Below are 15963 nucleotides of genomic sequence, written 5' to 3'. Positions count from 1 at the left end.
CAAAATCAGATTTCTGTCCCACTCCCTTTTAGCGTTATTATTATTTTAAAAATTGAACACATACACCTTCAGGCGCCGTTGCTCTATTATCTGTTTGAGTTAATGTTCCTGTTGCTTTATCTCGTTTAAAGACAACTAATGGTGAACTGCCTTCTTGATGCGCACAAACTAAGTAGTCGTCAGATGCTACAATATTAAAGTCCCTAGGAAACTCTCCGCCACTCGGCGTAATATCTACTAATTCTAATGATGCACCATCTTCTACTATTTTAAAAATCGCTATACTATCATGACCTCTATTACTAATATATAAAAATTGTTGGTCCTGAGATAACCTAACAGCTGCTAACTTAGTATCACCATTAAATGATTCGGGAATTGTCAAATGTTTTTCTATTTCTTCGAATTTACCATCTTCATATTCTACTACGGATACTTTATTGGATAGTTCATGTACGATATAAGCATATTTACTATTATTTTGATTAAAAGTAATATGTCTAGGGCCGTCTCCCGGCTCAAATTTAGTAACAGCGTATTCTGTTAAACCATCTTGACCATAAGTATATGTCACTACATTGTCTGTTCCTAAATCCATTGCTACTACATACTTGTTATCCGGTGTGACATCTAAGAAATGAACATGAGGACCGTCTTGACGTTCATTAGAACCTACCTCATAAGTATGTTGCAATTCATGAATCAACTGCACTACTTCCCCAGTTTCAGCATTTAATTCGTATAGTCGTGCAACACCAGCACCGTAAACTGACTCAAATAAATATTGTCCATCAGGAGATACTGCTATATAACATCCTGTACCAGCTGTAGAAGCTAAACATTTATTAATTAATGTCAAACGCCCTTCTGCATCAATTTTAAGGCTTGCTACGCCACAATCATCACCTTCACGCGTAATTGCGTATAAATAAGAATTATATTGGGTAATATACGTTGACGCTTCTAGTTCGAATCCAGTTTCTACGGTATCTATGTCACCAGTAGCTTCATTCAATTCAAAACGATAAATCCCTTTGCCCTCTTTTTTAGTATATGTACCAACATATCCTACTGTTGTCATGTAAACCCCTCCATTATTGATATAGTACTAGTTTATAGAATATATACCAGAATAACAATCAATTAAATTTTGATGCATAACCATGAACTGATGTAGTCATTTGAAAAATTATATATACAAGCTTCTATATAGATGTTAATCTATATACTGTTTAGGAGGTATATTGATGTCTTATAAAAATCTTTCTTCAATATTAAAAGTTTTATCAGATCCAAGTAGATTAGAAATAATAGATTTACTTTCTTGTGGTGAGCTGTGTGCCTGTGACTTGTTAGAACACTTTCAATTTTCTCAACCAACACTAAGCCACCATATGAAGTCATTAGTAGATAATAAGTTAGTTACTACGCGAAAAGATGGTAACAAACGTATGTATCAACTTAATCACGAGATTTTAGATGATCTCAATCAAAACTTAAATACCATTACAACACCTAACACACGCTGTGTCTGTAAAAATATGAAATCAGGTGAATGCTGATGATGACGACTTTAGCAATTATAATTTTTCTTATAACTTTATTTTTTGTCATTTGGCAACCTAAAGGCCTAGATATTGGTATTACAGCTTTAATTGGAGCTGTAGTTGCTATCATTACAGGCGTGGTTAGCTTTTCCGATGTCTTAGAAGTAACCGGTATTGTCTGGAATGCTACTTTAACATTTGTTGCTGTCATTCTTATTTCATTAATATTAGATGAAATTGGATTTTTTGAATGGTCTGCGATACATATGGTCAAAGCTTCAAACGGTAATGGGTTAAAAATGTTTATTTTTATCATGCTATTAGGGTCAATTGTAGCTGCATTTTTCGCAAATGATGGCGCTGCTTTAATCTTAACGCCTATTGTATTAGCGATGGTCAGAAATTTAGGCTTTAATAAAAAAATGATATTCCCATTTATTATTGCTAGTGGATTTATTGCTGATACTACATCTCTACCCTTAATTGTCAGTAACCTAGTTAATATTGTTTCTGCTGATTACTTTGACATCGGATTTATTGAGTACTTTAATCGAATGATTATACCTAACATATTCTCTTTGATTGCTAGTATTCTCGTACTATGGCTATATTTCAGAAAATCTATACCCAAAACTTTCGAAACTGAAAATCTTATGAATCCAAATGATGCTATAAAAGATCCAAAATTATTTAAGATTTCATGGATTGTGTTAGCTATTTTACTTGTGGGTTATCTTGTTAGTGAATTTATTCATATTCCAGTATCAATTATTGCTGGTATAGTTGCTGTTATCTTTGTACTCTTAGCTCGTAAGTCTCATGCAGTTCATACGAAACAAGTGATTAAAGGGGCACCATGGAATATTGTCCTATTTTCAATTGGTATGTACCTAGTCGTGTTTGGCTTAAAAAATGTAGGTATCACTACAATTTTGGCCGATGTATTATCTAATATTTCAAGTTATGGCTTATTCAGCAGTATTATGGGCATGGGCTTTATATCAGCCTTTTTATCATCAATAATGAATAATATGCCTACAGTTTTAATAGATGCTATTGCTATCGGACAATCAAATGTAGTTGGGTCTATTAAAGAAGGTATGATTTATGCAAATGTAATAGGCTCCGATTTAGGACCGAAAATTACTCCAATCGGTTCTTTAGCAACATTATTGTGGCTACATGTTTTAACACAAAAAGGTGTAAAAATCGCATGGGGCACATACTTTAAAACTGGAATCATTATTACTATTCCGGTACTCTTTGTAACATTATTAGGTTTATTCCTAACATTAATTATATTTTAAGAAAAGAGGCTTTAATAATGCGTAAAAAAACAATTTATTTTATTTGTACTGGAAACTCTTGTCGTAGCCAAATGGCAGAAGGTTGGGGTAAGAAAATACTTGGCGAACATTGGAATGTCTATTCAGCTGGTATTGAAACACACGGTGTGAATCCTAAAGCAATTGAAGCAATGCAAGAAGTAGATATTGATATATCCAACCATACGTCAGACTCAATTGATAATAATATTCTTAAGCAATCGGATTTGGTGGTTACATTATGTAGCGATGCAGATGCTAATTGTCCTGTCCTCCCACCAAATGTAAAAAAAGAACATTGGTGTTTTGACGACCCAGCAGGAAAAGATTGGTCAGAATTTCAACGCGTCCGAGATGAAATTGGTCGCACGATACAGCAATTTCATAAAACAAACTAAACACTAAGACGACATAATTTATGTCGTCTTTTATTTAGCTAGTGACAGCTCGTTGATACTGTTACGCCAAAAACTGCATCTATACGTGCAATATTTCATTGTTAGATTATTAATAAAGCACTTCACTTATACGAACATATGTTCTATAATATTGATGAGGTGATTTTATGATTCCGGATAAATATAAAAATGAAACTGACTATCGCAAGATCCCTAGAGAATATTTAACTCAAAGCATACCTAAGGGACGCGGCATGGTAAAATGGGCACCTTTTGCCACTTTGCCCGAACAGTTCACTAGAATACAGCAGTATATTATAGACCAAAATAAAATTGACCGCCCTATATTATCAGACGACCAACTCAATAATCTCAACTTTCAATTACATCAATCTTTACACAATAATACACCTATTCATATTGAATATTATTGTGACGGCTGGTTAGAACACAAATCAATCTATATCAAAAAAATTGATATGCTACAGATGACTTTAATTGGCGAATCCAAAACAGATTCCCAAATTGTTCAATTATCATTAGTAGACATTACTAATATTCAACAAATCACTACTAATTAACAATTTAGTCCAACATGCAACTACAAATATTCATCGACATCATAGCCCCTAACTACTAAAGTAGTATGTTTTTATAGTTCGCAGATGCCTCATCTGCATCATAGCCCCTAACTACTGAAGTAGTATGTTTTTATGGTTCGCAGATGCTTCATCTGCATCATAGCCCCTAACTACTAAAGTAGTATGTTTTTATGGTTCGCAGATGCTTCATCTGCATCATAGCCCCTAACTACTGAAGTAGTATGTTTTTATGGTTCGCAGATGCTTCATCTGCATAATAGACCCTAACTACTAAAGTAGTAAGGGTCTATAAAAAAAATAGAACACTATCGTGTTCTATTGTAGTATTAATTATTTGATTCGATGTCTGATACGATTTCTTTTGTTTTGCTTTCGATGTCTTCAAAATCTTTTTTGAAGATGTATGCAAATACAACTGCACCGATTCCAGCAACTAGTGATACAGTTAAAATTGTACCAAATACAAATTTAAATAAACCTTTAATAAAATTACACATTCTGTTCACCTCAATAATTTAATAGCATGTCTATATTCAATAATAGCACACTTAAAAGCATCAATAAATATATACCTATTATTCATTTTTTTATTCCAGTAATATCACAGGAAATTTTATGATACGATATTGTAAGAAGTAAAAAGCGTTAATATAGGTAAATTACATTGACTATATTATTTATTAATAACATATCTATATTATCATAATTAAGATTAAACTGTGAAATGTTTACATGCAAGAATCACAAAAAACGACTATGATAATCATAGTCGTTACTCGATAACTCAGAAAACAATTATTAGTTTCTCCACCATGCGGACATAGCTGATTTTGCTGCTTGATAGTACTCATTCATAGTATCACCTCAATAAACTAATAAAGATTTTTCTATGTTGTATGTTTATAATAACCACTACATTATTCAATAGCAATTAATAACAAATTACAATAAAGTTACAATCATGTTATATATAATATTCATAGGAGTGTATAAAAAATGCAATTTGTCCAATCAGATATAATGACTCATCGCGGATCACATTTTGACTTAGGCGTTAAAACTGCTCAATGGATGCAACAAACACCTTTACTAAAAAATAGAGAAAAAGAATGGCGCAAACGTATGCCTCGTTTTGATATACATATTAAAGAGACTTATGATATCTTCCAAACCTATGCACCACATATTTGGGAAGAAATAAAAGGTATGCAAGAAGTTTTAAATTTACCATCTAACCAAATGGTATTGAATTTTGCTCATTATCGTTTTACGCCGTTAAAAAATAGTGGCTGTACGGTTTATTTAGGCAACGATTACATGGTACGTAATTACGATTACCACCCTGCTACTTATGATGGTAGATATTTATTATTTCAACCTACTGATGGCGGACTAGCTCAAATTGGCCCCACTTCAAGAGTTACAGGAAGAATGGATGGTATGAACGAAGCCGGATTAGTAATGGGTTATAATTTCATGCACCGTAAAAAACCCGGTGATGGTTTCGTCTGTTATATGATAGGTCGATTAATTTTGCAATACTGCAAAGATGTCGAAGATGCCATAAAATTATTGAAAACCATACCACACCGTAGTTCATTCAGTTATATCGTTATGGATAAAGCTTTAAATCATGCCACTATTGAAGTATCACCACGTTCGATTGACGTCAGATATGATAATACATGCACGAATCATTTTCAGCTCTTAACTCACGAAAATAGAAATTATACTAAAGAGTCCAAAGCACGTTTAGATCGTTTGAATCAAAGTACACAGCACCAATTAAATAAATTTGACGCTTTTGAATTATTTAATAACCCTGATTTTGATATTTACAGTAAACTATTTAATAGCTGGTCTGGAACGATACATACTAGTATGTATGAACCTCAGCAATTAGCCGCTTGGATAAGTCTAGGAGAAAAAAGCAAACCAACATACTTTGATTTTCAACAATGGCTCAATGGCACATCACTTGATGTTTCAACATTTAAAGGCTACATTGATACCGACCTTACATTTGCTACTTATTAATAACTAAAGGGACAAACACCAATAGTGATTCAACTTGGTGAAGCTTCACTATAATGGTCGTTTGTCCCTTTATTTAGTCGATATAAATATCGCCCTGATTTGTATATAATTCAATTATATTTTGCCCATTACCTACTTTATTATGTTGAAAGTAAGGATTGTTGACATGTGATTTCCCTTTTAATGGATTTAATTTTAACAGTGTATCTTGAGGTTTCTGTGCATAGGAAATATTAATATTTCCTTCGTTCGTAGAAGCTTTCACATCTGTATTGGATTTCATATCAGCTAACATAATATTACTATCCTCAGTTAATAAGATCGTATCTTTTAATAAACTACGTGTCACTTCAATTTTATTTTGCGTTTTAAGATTGCCTTGTTTAATCTTACTATCAGATATAGCTACTGATGAAAAGTCAGACTGATACGTTAAATTTTTTATTGTAGAATTTTTCACTTTAAACCCTTCACTATTACCGTGTTCAGTATATACTTTAACATCACCCAAACGCAGTTGATCTAATTGAATAAATTGCGAATGTAATTCCATATCAAGATTAGCTGAGGCTTGTTTAGGAACTGTAATATATACTGTACTATGAATATTTTTAAATGGATTAAAGTTCAAACCGTAATGATCTTCATTGTTATTTTTTTCCGTTACATTAACTTTATCAGCATGACGTTTAATATTTACATCTTTCGATCCTTTATATGTAATGTTAAACTTCTCACCTTGCCGTACTTTAACTGCTGCATTCTTCGTCGCCACATTAATATCTTCAATCTCATCATCATGGTAATTTTGTGATACTTCATTCGTTTTATTATCTTGTTGTTCAAATGAAAACCAAAATAAACAAGCTAACACGAAGCAAACGACGAATATGGTTAGACCACAAATGAACAACTTCTTCATTCTACAGCACTTCCCTTAATCGTTTTAATATTCCATCTTAAATATTTTAAAATTGCACGATAAACTAACTCAGCAAGTTTTAAAATTAATACAAACAGTACAATTCCTAAACCACTGTAGGAAAATGCAAAAAGGTAATTACTAATTGCTAAACTGATATTATGGTTAATCACACCATGAACAATTAACAATAACGGTGAAATAAACAGCATAAAAGACACGAGCAATAGTACAAACATAATACATGCTATAAACACCATAGGAATTAAAATTAAAAATAAAGAAAAGATACCCATACCTAATGAAGCAATAATTGCTCTAATTATAGTTTTAGCATTCGTTTTATATTCTGCATAACTAATTGCATTTTTAGCTTTAATTTCTTTTCCAATAACTTTAGGGGATTCAAGCTCTCCCATAATTTGATATTCATTTTTCCCATTTTTCTCTAAGTCAAAAAAGTAACTCTCATATTCAAACATGATTTTATCACGTTCTTGTCTTGGTAAACGTTCCAGTTCTTGTTCGAGCTCATTTAAAAATGTAATTTTGTCCAAAATTATCTCCGCCAATTATCATTAATTATGACTATCATCTTGCTATAGTTCTATTATTTACGGTTTTTAACTACAAACACATACTTTACTCTATACGTTTCACACTAAAAAGTTGACGAAATTCACTTTTTACACCTGTTTCAACCGTATTCATTTCATTATTTAAATATAGCATAGCTATTTTACAGTTGCATCTCTCACCTACAACTCCTATAAAAAATAATGTAAATTTAAGAGTTAATAATTTTCCCAATTATAAGTTAATTTGCTATAATTACATCAATAGATTGAAGGGGGAATACAAATGACAAGTCTAAAGACTTATTTTAACGACAGTCAGCTACTTAATGAATACATCGAAAATATGACTGTTAATAAAGATGGTGTGGAAACAATTTATAATTCTTTTTCTGTGCCAAATACAGAAAATGATAACATCGAAAAAATTAAAGCAGCTAATTATGATAAAGTACTTGTTATCACAGAGGATTGGTGTGGGGACGCTATGATGAACCTTCCAATCTTAAAACATATTAGTGAACTATTAAATTTAGAAGTTAGAGTCTTCCATCGTGATGACGATACTAATTTAATTGATCAATACTTAACAAATGGCACTGCCCGTTCTATTCCTATATTCGTCTTTTTAAATGATGAATATCAACAGGAAACTGTATGGGGACCACGTGCACGCCAAGTTCAAAAATTTGTAGATGAAGCTCGTGCCAATCTACCAGCGAAAGATGACCCAACATTTGAAGAAAAATCAAATGAAGTTCATGCGATTATCTCCAATCGTTATAAAACAGATTCACAAATGTGGAAAGCAGTGTTTGAATCTATCATTGAACAATTACGCCACAAATAATAATAAAAAGGTATATACACTTCGAGCGAAGTGCATATACCTTTTTTACTTTATATATCTTTTTTAGTTACATAGAATAAATTAACGATAAATAAAATTATGATTGAAGCTGCTGATATAAACCATTGCCAATTCGTAAAAGTAAAATCATCTGATGTAGTTTTGTTTGGTAAGTAGCTAAATGGTATATATTTTAATGAATCTTGAATATTATCACCAATTTTAGGAATCATTGGGATAAATGGTTCTGCAAATGGTACAAGGAATATTAAAATAATTCCTACAGTATAAATTAAAGCTGTCTTTGGAATAACTAATGCAAATAAATATAATAACAAACCGAAAAACAGATGGAATATAAGATAAAATACTAATAATTCCCAGCACTTTTCAGCAGTGACATTTTTACCATCTACTATATTTTGAACAATAATAACAAATGCCACTAAAAATCCTGACATAAGTAAAGCGATGATTATCATTGAACATACTTTCGCAATAAAGTATCCAACTCTATTTTTAGTTTTATTCATAAACAATTGTAACGTACCTTGAGAAATATCTCGCGTAATCGTTTTAATTACAAAAAGTAAACCTACAATTGAGAAGAACCAACTGCCGACTGCCAGTATAATATTGCCGTCTACTTTATCTAACTGCTGTACAAATAATACAGTCATTCCAGCCATTGCACCATATGTTAGAAGTAAAGCTAAATAAGTCAATGGGCTTCTAAAAATACTGTACACATCATATTTGATTAATTGAAAGCTATTCATTATTGGTCACCTCTCTGATTAATATTAAAGTAAGTATCACGTAATGAACTTTTTCGTGTTTCAATAAATTTCGGATATACTTCAATACTTGCCAAGCCTTTAAGTAAACCTTGATAACTTTGTTGTGCCCGTATAACAACTTCTTTATTCGCACGTTGTGACTCAATAATTTCATAATGTTCTTTCAAATACGTATGTGCTTGTTCAAAGTCTTCATCCTCAAATATTATAACTGTTGAGTCTGTAGGTGCACCCTCGTCCATATTAACATCCTGAACAAAATTGCCATCTCGTAAAAATACCGCTCTATCGCAAATTAATTCAATGTCTTCCAACTTATGACTAGAAATGAGAATTTTCATATCAAGCTCTTTTACAAGTTGTTTAATAGTCGTTAACACATCAATAGAACCATCTGGATCCATGCCATTTGTAGGTTCATCCAAAATTAAATACTTAGGTTTGTTCATTAATGATACAGCAATAGCTAATTTTTGCTTCATACCCATTGAGTATTTTTTTACTTTCTTTTTAATATAAGGTTCCATGCCGAAAGTTTGGATAATATGATTAGCATATTTTTTGTCAAAACCTTTTCCTAAAACTTGGGCGAATAGTTTTAAATTATATAAGCCAGATTTATTATCGTATAATTTCGGATGTTCTATTAAATAACCAATATTTTCATTATTAGCTAATTCTACTTTTCCTTGAAAGTTAATAATATTACCATTCATAACCTTCATAAGTGTTGTTTTACCTACACCATTTTTCCCGATAAGTCCCACAATACGACTATCATTAAAATCAAAGTCAATATGATCAAGTACATTGTTACTACCATACTTCTTTGTAATATCTTGTAACTGCATAAATACCTCCTATTAATTTACGAAATACGATAAATCAACAAACTAAATTTAACATAGTAAAAAAACATTTAAATAATAAAATATAACGGTAACAACCTCATTTTTATATGTACAAAATATATAGTTATTATAGTTCTAAACACAACATATTATACACAACTCAATCGGAAATTCAATCAAGGCCAAAAAAATTGCTACTAAAAATAATATAATTTACTTTTAGTAGCATGCGATTGTTATTTCTTTTTGTTTTTCAATCGATCGTTTCTTCTATTAATAAATGCACATATCATAAACAAAATTGCTGCTAGCAATAGCTTTATTCCTGAGCCTTCGTTGCCAGTAGCTTGTAAATAATATCCTACGATAAATAAAATTATCGCAATCGTCACAAATATTTTTGTTAAATGCTTCAAATTTTTTCACCTCGAACACGTTTATTCTACCAAACATCTAGTAAAATTAACAATCTTATTATTAAAGTACTTAAATAATACTGTTAATGATTATATAAATATATTCTTAAATATATTGTTTGCAGTTCATTATAAGTAATGCTAAACTATAAGTGTATCCACAGAATATACTACACAAACCCCCAGTCTGGTACCAGCAGACATGGGGGTTTTTTTGTGTAAGGCCACTACTTATCTTTCCATTTGTTTTCTAACCAAACGCGAAAAATAACAAGTAAGCTACCTGACAATAAAGTTGTTACGGCATCTTGCCACCACATAATATACTACACCTCCCACAATCAGTTTGGCATGTAGGAATTGATGGCCTATCCATATTCTAACATAAATACAGAACGTATGTTCGCTATTTTATCTGTGAATTTTAAAAATTTAAAATATAATATAAAGAACACTTTATCTTTATTTCATTTCAAGATAATATAAGAATGTACAAAGAAATGAAAAGTAAAGAGAGGTTGAATTAAATATGAACCCTTTAGCCTTAGATTTGAATGAAAAATTATCTAACGCAAAACCAGAAGTTGCTGACATGCTTTCCGATTTAGGAAAACTAATGTACTATCCAAAAGGTATACTGTCACAATCTGCTGAAGCTAAAACAACACAATATAATGCTACTATTGGTATGGCTACATATAAAGACAGTAAAATGTACGCTGATACATTAAATGAAGTATTTAATCATCTTGAACCTGATGATATCTTCCCTTATGCACCACCTCAAGGAATCGAATCATTACGTCAATTATGGACTCAAAAAATCTTAAAAGACAATCCAGACCTAGCTGAAAAAGATATTTCACGTCCAATCGTGACAAATGCATTAACACATGGTTTATCATTAGTAGGAGACTTATTTGTGAACAGTCAAGATACTATTTTATTACCTGAACACAATTGGGGAAATTATAAATTAGTCTATTCTACGCGTCATAACGCAGAAATTCAAACATATTCAATCTTTGATGAAGACGGTCATTATACAACAGAAGCACTTGTTCGCACTTTAGAAAGCTATGACAAAGATAAAGTTATCTTAATCTTAAACTACCCTAATAACCCAACTGGCTACACTCCTACAAAAGAAGAAGTCGCTCAAATTGTTGAAGCAATTAAAGGGTTAGCTGAACGTGGAACAAACGTTATAGCAGTAGTAGATGATGCATATTATGGTTTATTTTATGAAGATGTTTATACACAATCAATATTTACAGCATTAACAAACTTACACTTGAATAACTTATTACCTATCCGTTTAGATGGTGCTACAAAAGAATTTTTCGCTTGGGGCTTACGTGTAGGATTCCTCACATTTGGTATTAATGACGATGCAACTAAAAATGTGTTAGAAGCAAAGGTTAAAGGTCTTATCCGTAGTAATATTTCTAGTGGACCTCTGCCATCACAAAGTGCGATTAAATATGTCTTAGAAAACCACGAAACTTTTGATAAAGAAATTCAACATAACATGGAAACATTACAAGCACGTTATGAAGTTACTAAAGAAGTGGTTTATGCTGATAAATATACAAAATTCTGGCAACCATACGATTTCAATTCAGGTTACTTTATGGCCTTACAAGTCAAAGGTGTAGATCCTGAAGCATTAAGAATCCATTTAATTGATAATTACTCTATAGGTATTATTGCATTAAATGATACAGATATTCGTATTGCATTCAGTTGTGTAGAAAAAGATGATATTCCACACGTTTTTGATTCTATTGCGCAAGGTATTGATGATTTACAAGAATAAAAAAAGCATTTGGTGAATACACTGTTCACCAAATGCTTTTTATTTATCTATGCGTCTTTAACACTCGTGTCATTTCTTCAATTTTACCTGCATGCAGTGGAATATGTACTGCATTTAAAGTTAACAATTCGTCTAGTGTATCACAGCCCGCAATAGTTTCTGTTAATTCTTGTGATAATTGTACGTCCGTTAACGTACGAGCACGTTCTGGCAATGTTTTGATATGTGAAAAAATTTCATCTAAACTTGGAATTTCTTGGTCACCCCAATTTTCTGGGCTAGACCCATAACCAAATATACTTGAATAATAAGGAACGTCAACAACATTTTGTTCACAAAGTGATAAGGCTGATTCAAATACAGATAAAACATGACCATACTGCCAAAGTATTGTGTTTGGAAATACTTCAGCTTTATTATCAATGACTTCATCAACCCCCCACTTCTCGTAGCCTGAGAGTAAATAATTGACCCCTAAGTCAATGACATCGAATACTGTTTTATTTGTCATAGAATCCATCCTTTCTTTTATTTCTATCACAACACAAAACCATGATAAATTTGTGTCTGTGTCAATTCTACATTAATTCTCCTTTTTTTACTCTTATAAAGAATTATAATAAGCGAAAAGTTAACATTTTAAATTAATAATTATTAACAAATAACACGCTCCATATATTTAAATAATATGAAAAATAATCCCAAAGCAACGTTCAAATTAAATAAATATTGCGTATCAAAACTACATTTAAAAATCATGCTATAATCAAAAGAAAAAAGGAGCACTATATGATGAAAAAAGAAAAACAATGTCAAAGTTGCGGAATCCCTCTAGATAAAAATACGCCACAGGGTACTGAAGAAGATGGCAGTTTATCACTCAAATACTGTATACACTGTTATCAAAATGGTCAATGGACATTGGATTTAAGTTTTGATGAGATGTATGATTACAACTTGAAAAGATTTCAAGAGTCAGACATGAATAAATTTCAAAAAATGATTCTATCTAAAATGTATACAAAAAAATTCATGCGTAAGTTAGACCGTTGGAAATAACACATAATATTCTAATTTGACTCGCACCATGACTAACGACACAAAGGTCACAAAATAGTATAAAAAAGATGATTCTAACACTGATGAATCACAACAAACACCAAATGTAGAGCAACCTGTACAACAAGAATCTACCGACCAAGAAAAAATGGAATCTTATGCTAAGTTGGCAAAGAACATGGTTATACTGGCATACCTAATGATGATGCTATGAGTGATATTCCAATCGGTCAAATTGAATTACCATCAGATGAAGTAGTAAGAGAAGAAACTAAACTACAATATCATGATGTAATTGAAGCAGAAGAAACAACAGATGCAAGAATGAGGTTAAATAAATAAAATAACCCACCTAAGCAAGGTGGGCTTTTGTGTTTTCTTATATTTTTCAGTAGTACCAAGTTTAAATGATCAACATCACGTTTTACCTGTTCTCAATGTAGACATTACCGTTGGGCTTAATCTAATATCGTTTGTTTGTATTCACTTATATTATCTCAACCATTCGTACCATTTATATTTCTTATTACCTATTTCTTCATATTTACCGTTACCTATGTGTTTAATTCCTAAGTGTTTCAAATGTAAAATTCTAGCTATTCTAATGAATTCGGGTATTAAAACTATAAATGCAATTAATCCTATAATTATATAGATATTCATGTTTGCATTACCTCCCAAATTGTAATATTATAATAGTTGAAAAGGGTAGCCCGAATTAACAGGCTTTGAAAAGTGAATTACTTATCTTCTTTGTTGTTCCGCTTTCGGTCTAGGACGCCGAAATGCCACAATCTAAGTTGTTTTAAAATTCTTGGCGTTCGCATTATAGTTGCGATTGCTAGGAATTTTTCTATATCATCCACTAATAACACCCCCTTTTCAAGAGTGTTAGTAAGGTGTATCTCAACCTTACATATATAATTACACTACACAAAACGTAAGTAATTAACTACTTTATTTAATCTTTTTAATTATTTTTATCTCCACACTGCCTCAAATCCAACTTAGTTATTCTCTTGTTTTCATATAAATATAAATCTCGTGTATATCGCTCAACTTTATGAATAAATCCTAACATTGTTAAACTACTGAAAATTACAAAACCATAAAAAAGACGCTTTCCAAAAGGCTAAGTAACCTTTTGGAAAACGTCTTGCATTAATTATTTTAATATTGCTATTGCCACGCCATTAGAATAACCAAGTCATTTCTTTTATGTCTGCTGCATTTAAATTAAACATCTCTGGATAGCTCTTAATTTGTGCTTTATAATAATCCGTTTCTTGTTTATCATGTAACAAAATATCCATTCCTGAAGATGTTAACAATGAAGCATTGAAACGAATAACTAATATGTTTGAGTCTAAATACACAACTTGCCACTTACTCTTTATTAGTTTTAATACGCCTTTACAGTCCAAACAAATTGTGTACCTTTTAATTTATCATAGCCTTCAATTGATTTCATTTTATTATTTTTTCGAAATCGAACCTGATCTAACAATGTAAGGGGTTGGTTATTAACAATTGAGTACGTAATTGATGGTTCTGTTCTATCCCCTTTCAACCACAAATTGAATGTAGTCCCAATAATTTGCCAAGACCCAGTCAAATATTTTTGATAATTCATACAAAAACTCCTATTCCTTAAAACAAATTAAAGTTCCTAATTATTATGTATACACTACTATGAAATATTAGTGGTTGAAAATAGATATTTTCTTAAATGTGATATATCTATAATTTTTGATATATATACCATGAATAAAAAAATGGAAATAATACAAGAATAACAACCAACGAAATTGTTATAACCGAATTTATAACACTTAATAGGCCTAAAATAAACAAAAGTAAACCTACTATAATATAAACATATGCAGCTAATCTATGCGTCTTTTTCCACACAAATTCATTGTCTTTAGTCCATTTATTTATTATTCCTAAAGTATTATTTTTAGGGACTTTTGGCAAATAATTACCAATAACTATTAATAATAAACCTATCATTGTCGGGATAATAAAATTAACCGAGATACTAAAACCCAAAGCATTAAAAATAATAATAAGAAAGATGAAATACAAAAATGCCAGTACTAATGGATTTAATATATTATTTAAAGATTTCATATTCGAAAATTTATTCTGACTTTTGTCTGTAGCTAATTTAATATTAGTAATAATATAACAAAATAGCATTATAGCTATGCTGATAATAAAGGCAAAATATTTATTCGCGCTCCAATTGACATCCCCACTATCATTATATTGCATAGGTATTGCATCAGGTAAAAATGGTAACACAATTAACCATGTCATAATAGCGACACCAATGATCAATAAACTAAACCAAGTTTGTTGTAATAAATATTTCATAAATCTTCTCCTCACTTAATCATTTTTGAATTGTATTATCCATTTAATAACACCATCAAATACAGATAAATTCAAATGGTAAAAAATATACTTACCTTGTCTTTCTGTATAAACTAACTCATTGAATCTTAAAATTTTTAAATGTTGAGAAACGCTTGCTTGACTCATATTAAAATGGTTAGCAATATCACTTGCAGTCATTTTTTGGTCTTTCAACATTTCTAAAATTTCCCTTCTTGTTTCATCTGACAGAGCTTTAAATATATCTTTCATGAACCACACCTTTTCCTTTTCATTTAATCATTTAAGTAATTACTTAAATGTTATCTTTTATTTAATTGTTTGTCAACCAACATCATATTCAAGCATATTCTTAAGAGTTT

23 protein-coding genes are annotated in these 15963 nt (G+C 31.0%); 9 read left to right on the top strand and 14 right to left on the bottom strand.

Going from position 1 to position 15963, the window contains the following annotated elements; genetic code table 11:
• Positions 1 to 40 precede the first annotated feature (40 nt).
• Positions 41 to 1081 (bottom strand): 6-phosphogluconolactonase, encoded by a 1041-nt coding sequence (gene pglS, locus MUA37_RS04500; RefSeq protein ID WP_262624855.1) that lies wholly within the window; start codon positions 1079 to 1081, stop codon positions 41 to 43.
• A 166-nt stretch (positions 1082 to 1247) separates the two neighbouring features.
• Here pglS and MUA37_RS04495 point away from each other — a divergent pair, with 166 nt between their 5' ends.
• The 4 genes from MUA37_RS04495 (at position 1248) to MUA37_RS04480 (ending at position 3851) form a co-directional block, all read left to right on the top strand.
• Positions 1248 to 1562 (top strand): ArsR/SmtB family transcription factor, encoded by a 315-nt coding sequence (locus tag MUA37_RS04495; protein WP_142019523.1) that lies wholly within the window; start codon positions 1248 to 1250, stop codon positions 1560 to 1562.
• Positions 1562 to 2854: an arsenite efflux transporter membrane subunit ArsB gene (arsB, locus tag MUA37_RS04490; protein WP_172604816.1), complete on the top strand. Its 1293-nt coding sequence runs from the start codon at positions 1562 to 1564 to the stop codon at positions 2852 to 2854. The genes MUA37_RS04495 and arsB overlap by 1 nt, the downstream gene beginning before the upstream one ends.
• 17 nt (positions 2855 to 2871) lie before the next feature.
• Positions 2872 to 3270, top strand: a complete 399-nt coding sequence (gene arsC / locus MUA37_RS04485) for an arsenate reductase (thioredoxin) (protein WP_142019522.1) — start codon at positions 2872 to 2874, stop codon at positions 3268 to 3270.
• A 167-nt stretch (positions 3271 to 3437) separates the two neighbouring features.
• Positions 3438 to 3851, top strand: a complete 414-nt coding sequence (locus tag MUA37_RS04480) for a YolD-like family protein (protein ID WP_002509142.1) — start codon at positions 3438 to 3440, stop codon at positions 3849 to 3851.
• Positions 3852 to 4198: 347 nt separating this feature from the next.
• Here the strand turns inward: MUA37_RS04480 and MUA37_RS04475 are convergent, their stop codons facing one another.
• A complete protein-coding gene (locus tag MUA37_RS04475) occupies positions 4199 to 4369 on the bottom strand; it encodes a hypothetical protein (protein ID WP_002509141.1) in 171 nt (56 codons plus the stop codon).
• 499 nt (positions 4370 to 4868) lie between these two features.
• Here MUA37_RS04475 and MUA37_RS04470 point away from each other — a divergent pair, with 499 nt between their 5' ends.
• Positions 4869 to 5909 (top strand): C45 family autoproteolytic acyltransferase/hydrolase, encoded by a 1041-nt coding sequence (locus MUA37_RS04470; protein ID WP_262624854.1) that lies wholly within the window; start codon positions 4869 to 4871, stop codon positions 5907 to 5909.
• A gap of 73 nt (positions 5910 to 5982) precedes the next feature.
• On the opposite strand, the gene MUA37_RS04465 is transcribed toward MUA37_RS04470, so the two are convergent.
• Entirely contained in the window at positions 5983 to 6831 is an 849-nt protein-coding gene (locus MUA37_RS04465; protein WP_002509139.1) for a DUF4097 family beta strand repeat-containing protein, read from the bottom strand.
• Positions 6828 to 7388, bottom strand: a complete 561-nt coding sequence (locus tag MUA37_RS04460; RefSeq protein WP_262624853.1) for an HAAS signaling domain-containing protein — start codon at positions 7386 to 7388, stop codon at positions 6828 to 6830. The genes MUA37_RS04465 and MUA37_RS04460 overlap by 4 nt, the downstream gene beginning before the upstream one ends.
• 304 nt (positions 7389 to 7692) lie before the next feature.
• Here MUA37_RS04460 and MUA37_RS04455 point away from each other — a divergent pair, with 304 nt between their 5' ends.
• The gene (locus tag MUA37_RS04455; protein WP_002509137.1) at positions 7693 to 8256 is read left to right on the top strand and encodes a thioredoxin family protein; all 564 of its coding nucleotides are present in this window, start codon (positions 7693 to 7695) and stop codon (positions 8254 to 8256) included.
• Between the two features lie 50 nt (positions 8257 to 8306).
• Here MUA37_RS04455 and pmtD read toward each other — a convergent pair whose 3' ends face one another.
• The 4 genes from pmtD to MUA37_RS04435 form a co-directional block, all read right to left on the bottom strand.
• Positions 8307 to 9035 (bottom strand): phenol-soluble modulin export ABC transporter permease subunit PmtD, encoded by a 729-nt coding sequence (pmtD, locus tag MUA37_RS04450; RefSeq protein ID WP_002509136.1) that lies wholly within the window; start codon positions 9033 to 9035, stop codon positions 8307 to 8309.
• Positions 9035 to 9907, bottom strand: a complete 873-nt coding sequence (gene pmtC, locus MUA37_RS04445) for a phenol-soluble modulin export ABC transporter ATP-binding protein PmtC (RefSeq protein WP_002509135.1) — start codon at positions 9905 to 9907, stop codon at positions 9035 to 9037. The genes pmtD and pmtC overlap by 1 nt, the downstream gene beginning before the upstream one ends.
• A 236-nt stretch (positions 9908 to 10143) precedes the next feature.
• The gene (locus MUA37_RS04440) at positions 10144 to 10323 is read right to left on the bottom strand and encodes an SE1626 family protein (RefSeq protein ID WP_002509134.1); all 180 of its coding nucleotides are present in this window, start codon (positions 10321 to 10323) and stop codon (positions 10144 to 10146) included.
• A 227-nt stretch (positions 10324 to 10550) separates the two neighbouring features.
• Positions 10551 to 10643, bottom strand: coding sequence for a Trp-rich small protein (locus MUA37_RS04435; protein ID WP_002509133.1), 93 nt, complete (start codon positions 10641 to 10643; stop codon positions 10551 to 10553).
• A 209-nt stretch (positions 10644 to 10852) separates the two neighbouring features.
• Between MUA37_RS04435 and MUA37_RS04430 the strand changes: the two genes are divergently transcribed.
• The gene (locus tag MUA37_RS04430) at positions 10853 to 12142 is read left to right on the top strand and encodes an aminotransferase class I/II-fold pyridoxal phosphate-dependent enzyme (protein ID WP_002509132.1); all 1290 of its coding nucleotides are present in this window, start codon (positions 10853 to 10855) and stop codon (positions 12140 to 12142) included.
• A gap of 43 nt (positions 12143 to 12185) precedes the next feature.
• Here the strand turns inward: MUA37_RS04430 and MUA37_RS04425 are convergent, their stop codons facing one another.
• Positions 12186 to 12653: a bacillithiol transferase BstA gene (locus MUA37_RS04425; RefSeq protein ID WP_262624852.1), complete on the bottom strand. Its 468-nt coding sequence runs from the start codon at positions 12651 to 12653 to the stop codon at positions 12186 to 12188.
• 281 nt (positions 12654 to 12934) lie between these two features.
• Between MUA37_RS04425 and MUA37_RS04420 the strand changes: the two genes are divergently transcribed.
• Both MUA37_RS04420 and MUA37_RS04415 read left to right on the top strand, forming a co-directional pair.
• Complete coding sequence (locus tag MUA37_RS04420; protein WP_002509130.1) at positions 12935 to 13201, top strand: zinc ribbon domain-containing protein; 267 nt, start codon at positions 12935 to 12937, stop codon at positions 13199 to 13201.
• Positions 13202 to 13411: 210 nt separating this feature from the next.
• The gene (locus tag MUA37_RS04415; protein ID WP_021459232.1) at positions 13412 to 13543 is read left to right on the top strand and encodes a hypothetical protein; all 132 of its coding nucleotides are present in this window, start codon (positions 13412 to 13414) and stop codon (positions 13541 to 13543) included.
• A 150-nt stretch (positions 13544 to 13693) separates the two neighbouring features.
• Here MUA37_RS04415 and MUA37_RS04410 read toward each other — a convergent pair whose 3' ends face one another.
• The 5 genes from MUA37_RS04410 to MUA37_RS04390 form a co-directional block, all read right to left on the bottom strand.
• Complete coding sequence (locus MUA37_RS04410; RefSeq protein WP_021459233.1) at positions 13694 to 13864, bottom strand: hypothetical protein; 171 nt, start codon at positions 13862 to 13864, stop codon at positions 13694 to 13696.
• A gap of 530 nt (positions 13865 to 14394) precedes the next feature.
• Positions 14395 to 14577 (bottom strand): hypothetical protein, encoded by a 183-nt coding sequence (locus MUA37_RS04405; RefSeq protein ID WP_002509129.1) that lies wholly within the window; start codon positions 14575 to 14577, stop codon positions 14395 to 14397.
• Positions 14578 to 14603: 26 nt separating this feature from the next.
• Positions 14604 to 14834, bottom strand: coding sequence for a hypothetical protein (locus tag MUA37_RS04400; RefSeq protein ID WP_002509128.1), 231 nt, complete (start codon positions 14832 to 14834; stop codon positions 14604 to 14606).
• Between the two features lie 107 nt (positions 14835 to 14941).
• Positions 14942 to 15580: an SdpI family protein gene (locus tag MUA37_RS04395; RefSeq protein WP_002509127.1), complete on the bottom strand. Its 639-nt coding sequence runs from the start codon at positions 15578 to 15580 to the stop codon at positions 14942 to 14944.
• A gap of 15 nt (positions 15581 to 15595) precedes the next feature.
• Entirely contained in the window at positions 15596 to 15853 is a 258-nt protein-coding gene (locus MUA37_RS04390; RefSeq protein WP_002509126.1) for an autorepressor SdpR family transcription factor, read from the bottom strand.
• Positions 15854 to 15963: the final 110 nt, after the last annotated feature.

The sequence above is a fragment of the Staphylococcus arlettae genome (assembly GCF_025560845.1).
GTDB lineage: Bacteria > Bacillota > Bacilli > Staphylococcales > Staphylococcaceae > Staphylococcus > Staphylococcus arlettae.
The sequence above is the reverse complement of the archived record's forward strand: the minus strand, read 5'-3'. Positions and strand labels throughout refer to the sequence as shown.

What these genes read in the sequence shown, in the direction of transcription:
- MUA37_RS04420 (WP_002509130.1), top strand. Translation starts at nt 12,935, where the DNA reads ATGAAAAAAGAAAAACAATGTCAAAGTTGCGGAATCCCTCTAGATAAA.
- MUA37_RS04395 (WP_002509127.1), bottom strand. Translation starts at nt 15,580, where the DNA reads ATGAAATATTTATTACAACAAACTTGGTTTAGTTTATTGATCATTGGT.
- arsB (WP_172604816.1), top strand. Translation starts at nt 1,562, where the DNA reads ATGATGACGACTTTAGCAATTATAATTTTTCTTATAACTTTATTTTTT.
- pmtD (WP_002509136.1), bottom strand. Translation starts at nt 9,035, where the DNA reads ATGAATAGCTTTCAATTAATCAAATATGATGTGTACAGTATTTTTAGA.
- arsC (WP_142019522.1), top strand. Translation starts at nt 2,872, where the DNA reads ATGCGTAAAAAAACAATTTATTTTATTTGTACTGGAAACTCTTGTCGT.
- MUA37_RS04435 (WP_002509133.1), bottom strand. Translation starts at nt 10,643, where the DNA reads ATGTGGTGGCAAGATGCCGTAACAACTTTATTGTCAGGTAGCTTACTT.
- MUA37_RS04475 (WP_002509141.1), bottom strand. Translation starts at nt 4,369, where the DNA reads ATGTGTAATTTTATTAAAGGTTTATTTAAATTTGTATTTGGTACAATT.
- MUA37_RS04495 (WP_142019523.1), top strand. Translation starts at nt 1,248, where the DNA reads ATGTCTTATAAAAATCTTTCTTCAATATTAAAAGTTTTATCAGATCCA.
- MUA37_RS04410 (WP_021459233.1), bottom strand. Translation starts at nt 13,864, where the DNA reads ATGAATATCTATATAATTATAGGATTAATTGCATTTATAGTTTTAATA.
- pmtC (WP_002509135.1), bottom strand. Translation starts at nt 9,907, where the DNA reads ATGCAGTTACAAGATATTACAAAGAAGTATGGTAGTAACAATGTACTT.
- pglS (WP_262624855.1), bottom strand. Translation starts at nt 1,081, where the DNA reads ATGACAACAGTAGGATATGTTGGTACATATACTAAAAAAGAGGGCAAA.
- MUA37_RS04415 (WP_021459232.1), top strand. Translation starts at nt 13,412, where the DNA reads ATGAGTGATATTCCAATCGGTCAAATTGAATTACCATCAGATGAAGTA.
- MUA37_RS04400 (WP_002509128.1), bottom strand. Translation starts at nt 14,834, where the DNA reads ATGAATTATCAAAAATATTTGACTGGGTCTTGGCAAATTATTGGGACT.
- MUA37_RS04455 (WP_002509137.1), top strand. Translation starts at nt 7,693, where the DNA reads ATGACAAGTCTAAAGACTTATTTTAACGACAGTCAGCTACTTAATGAA.
- MUA37_RS04480 (WP_002509142.1), top strand. Translation starts at nt 3,438, where the DNA reads ATGATTCCGGATAAATATAAAAATGAAACTGACTATCGCAAGATCCCT.
- MUA37_RS04390 (WP_002509126.1), bottom strand. Translation starts at nt 15,853, where the DNA reads ATGAAAGATATATTTAAAGCTCTGTCAGATGAAACAAGAAGGGAAATT.
- MUA37_RS04470 (WP_262624854.1), top strand. Translation starts at nt 4,869, where the DNA reads ATGCAATTTGTCCAATCAGATATAATGACTCATCGCGGATCACATTTT.
- MUA37_RS04425 (WP_262624852.1), bottom strand. Translation starts at nt 12,653, where the DNA reads ATGACAAATAAAACAGTATTCGATGTCATTGACTTAGGGGTCAATTAT.
- MUA37_RS04465 (WP_002509139.1), bottom strand. Translation starts at nt 6,831, where the DNA reads ATGAAGAAGTTGTTCATTTGTGGTCTAACCATATTCGTCGTTTGCTTC.
- MUA37_RS04430 (WP_002509132.1), top strand. Translation starts at nt 10,853, where the DNA reads ATGAACCCTTTAGCCTTAGATTTGAATGAAAAATTATCTAACGCAAAA.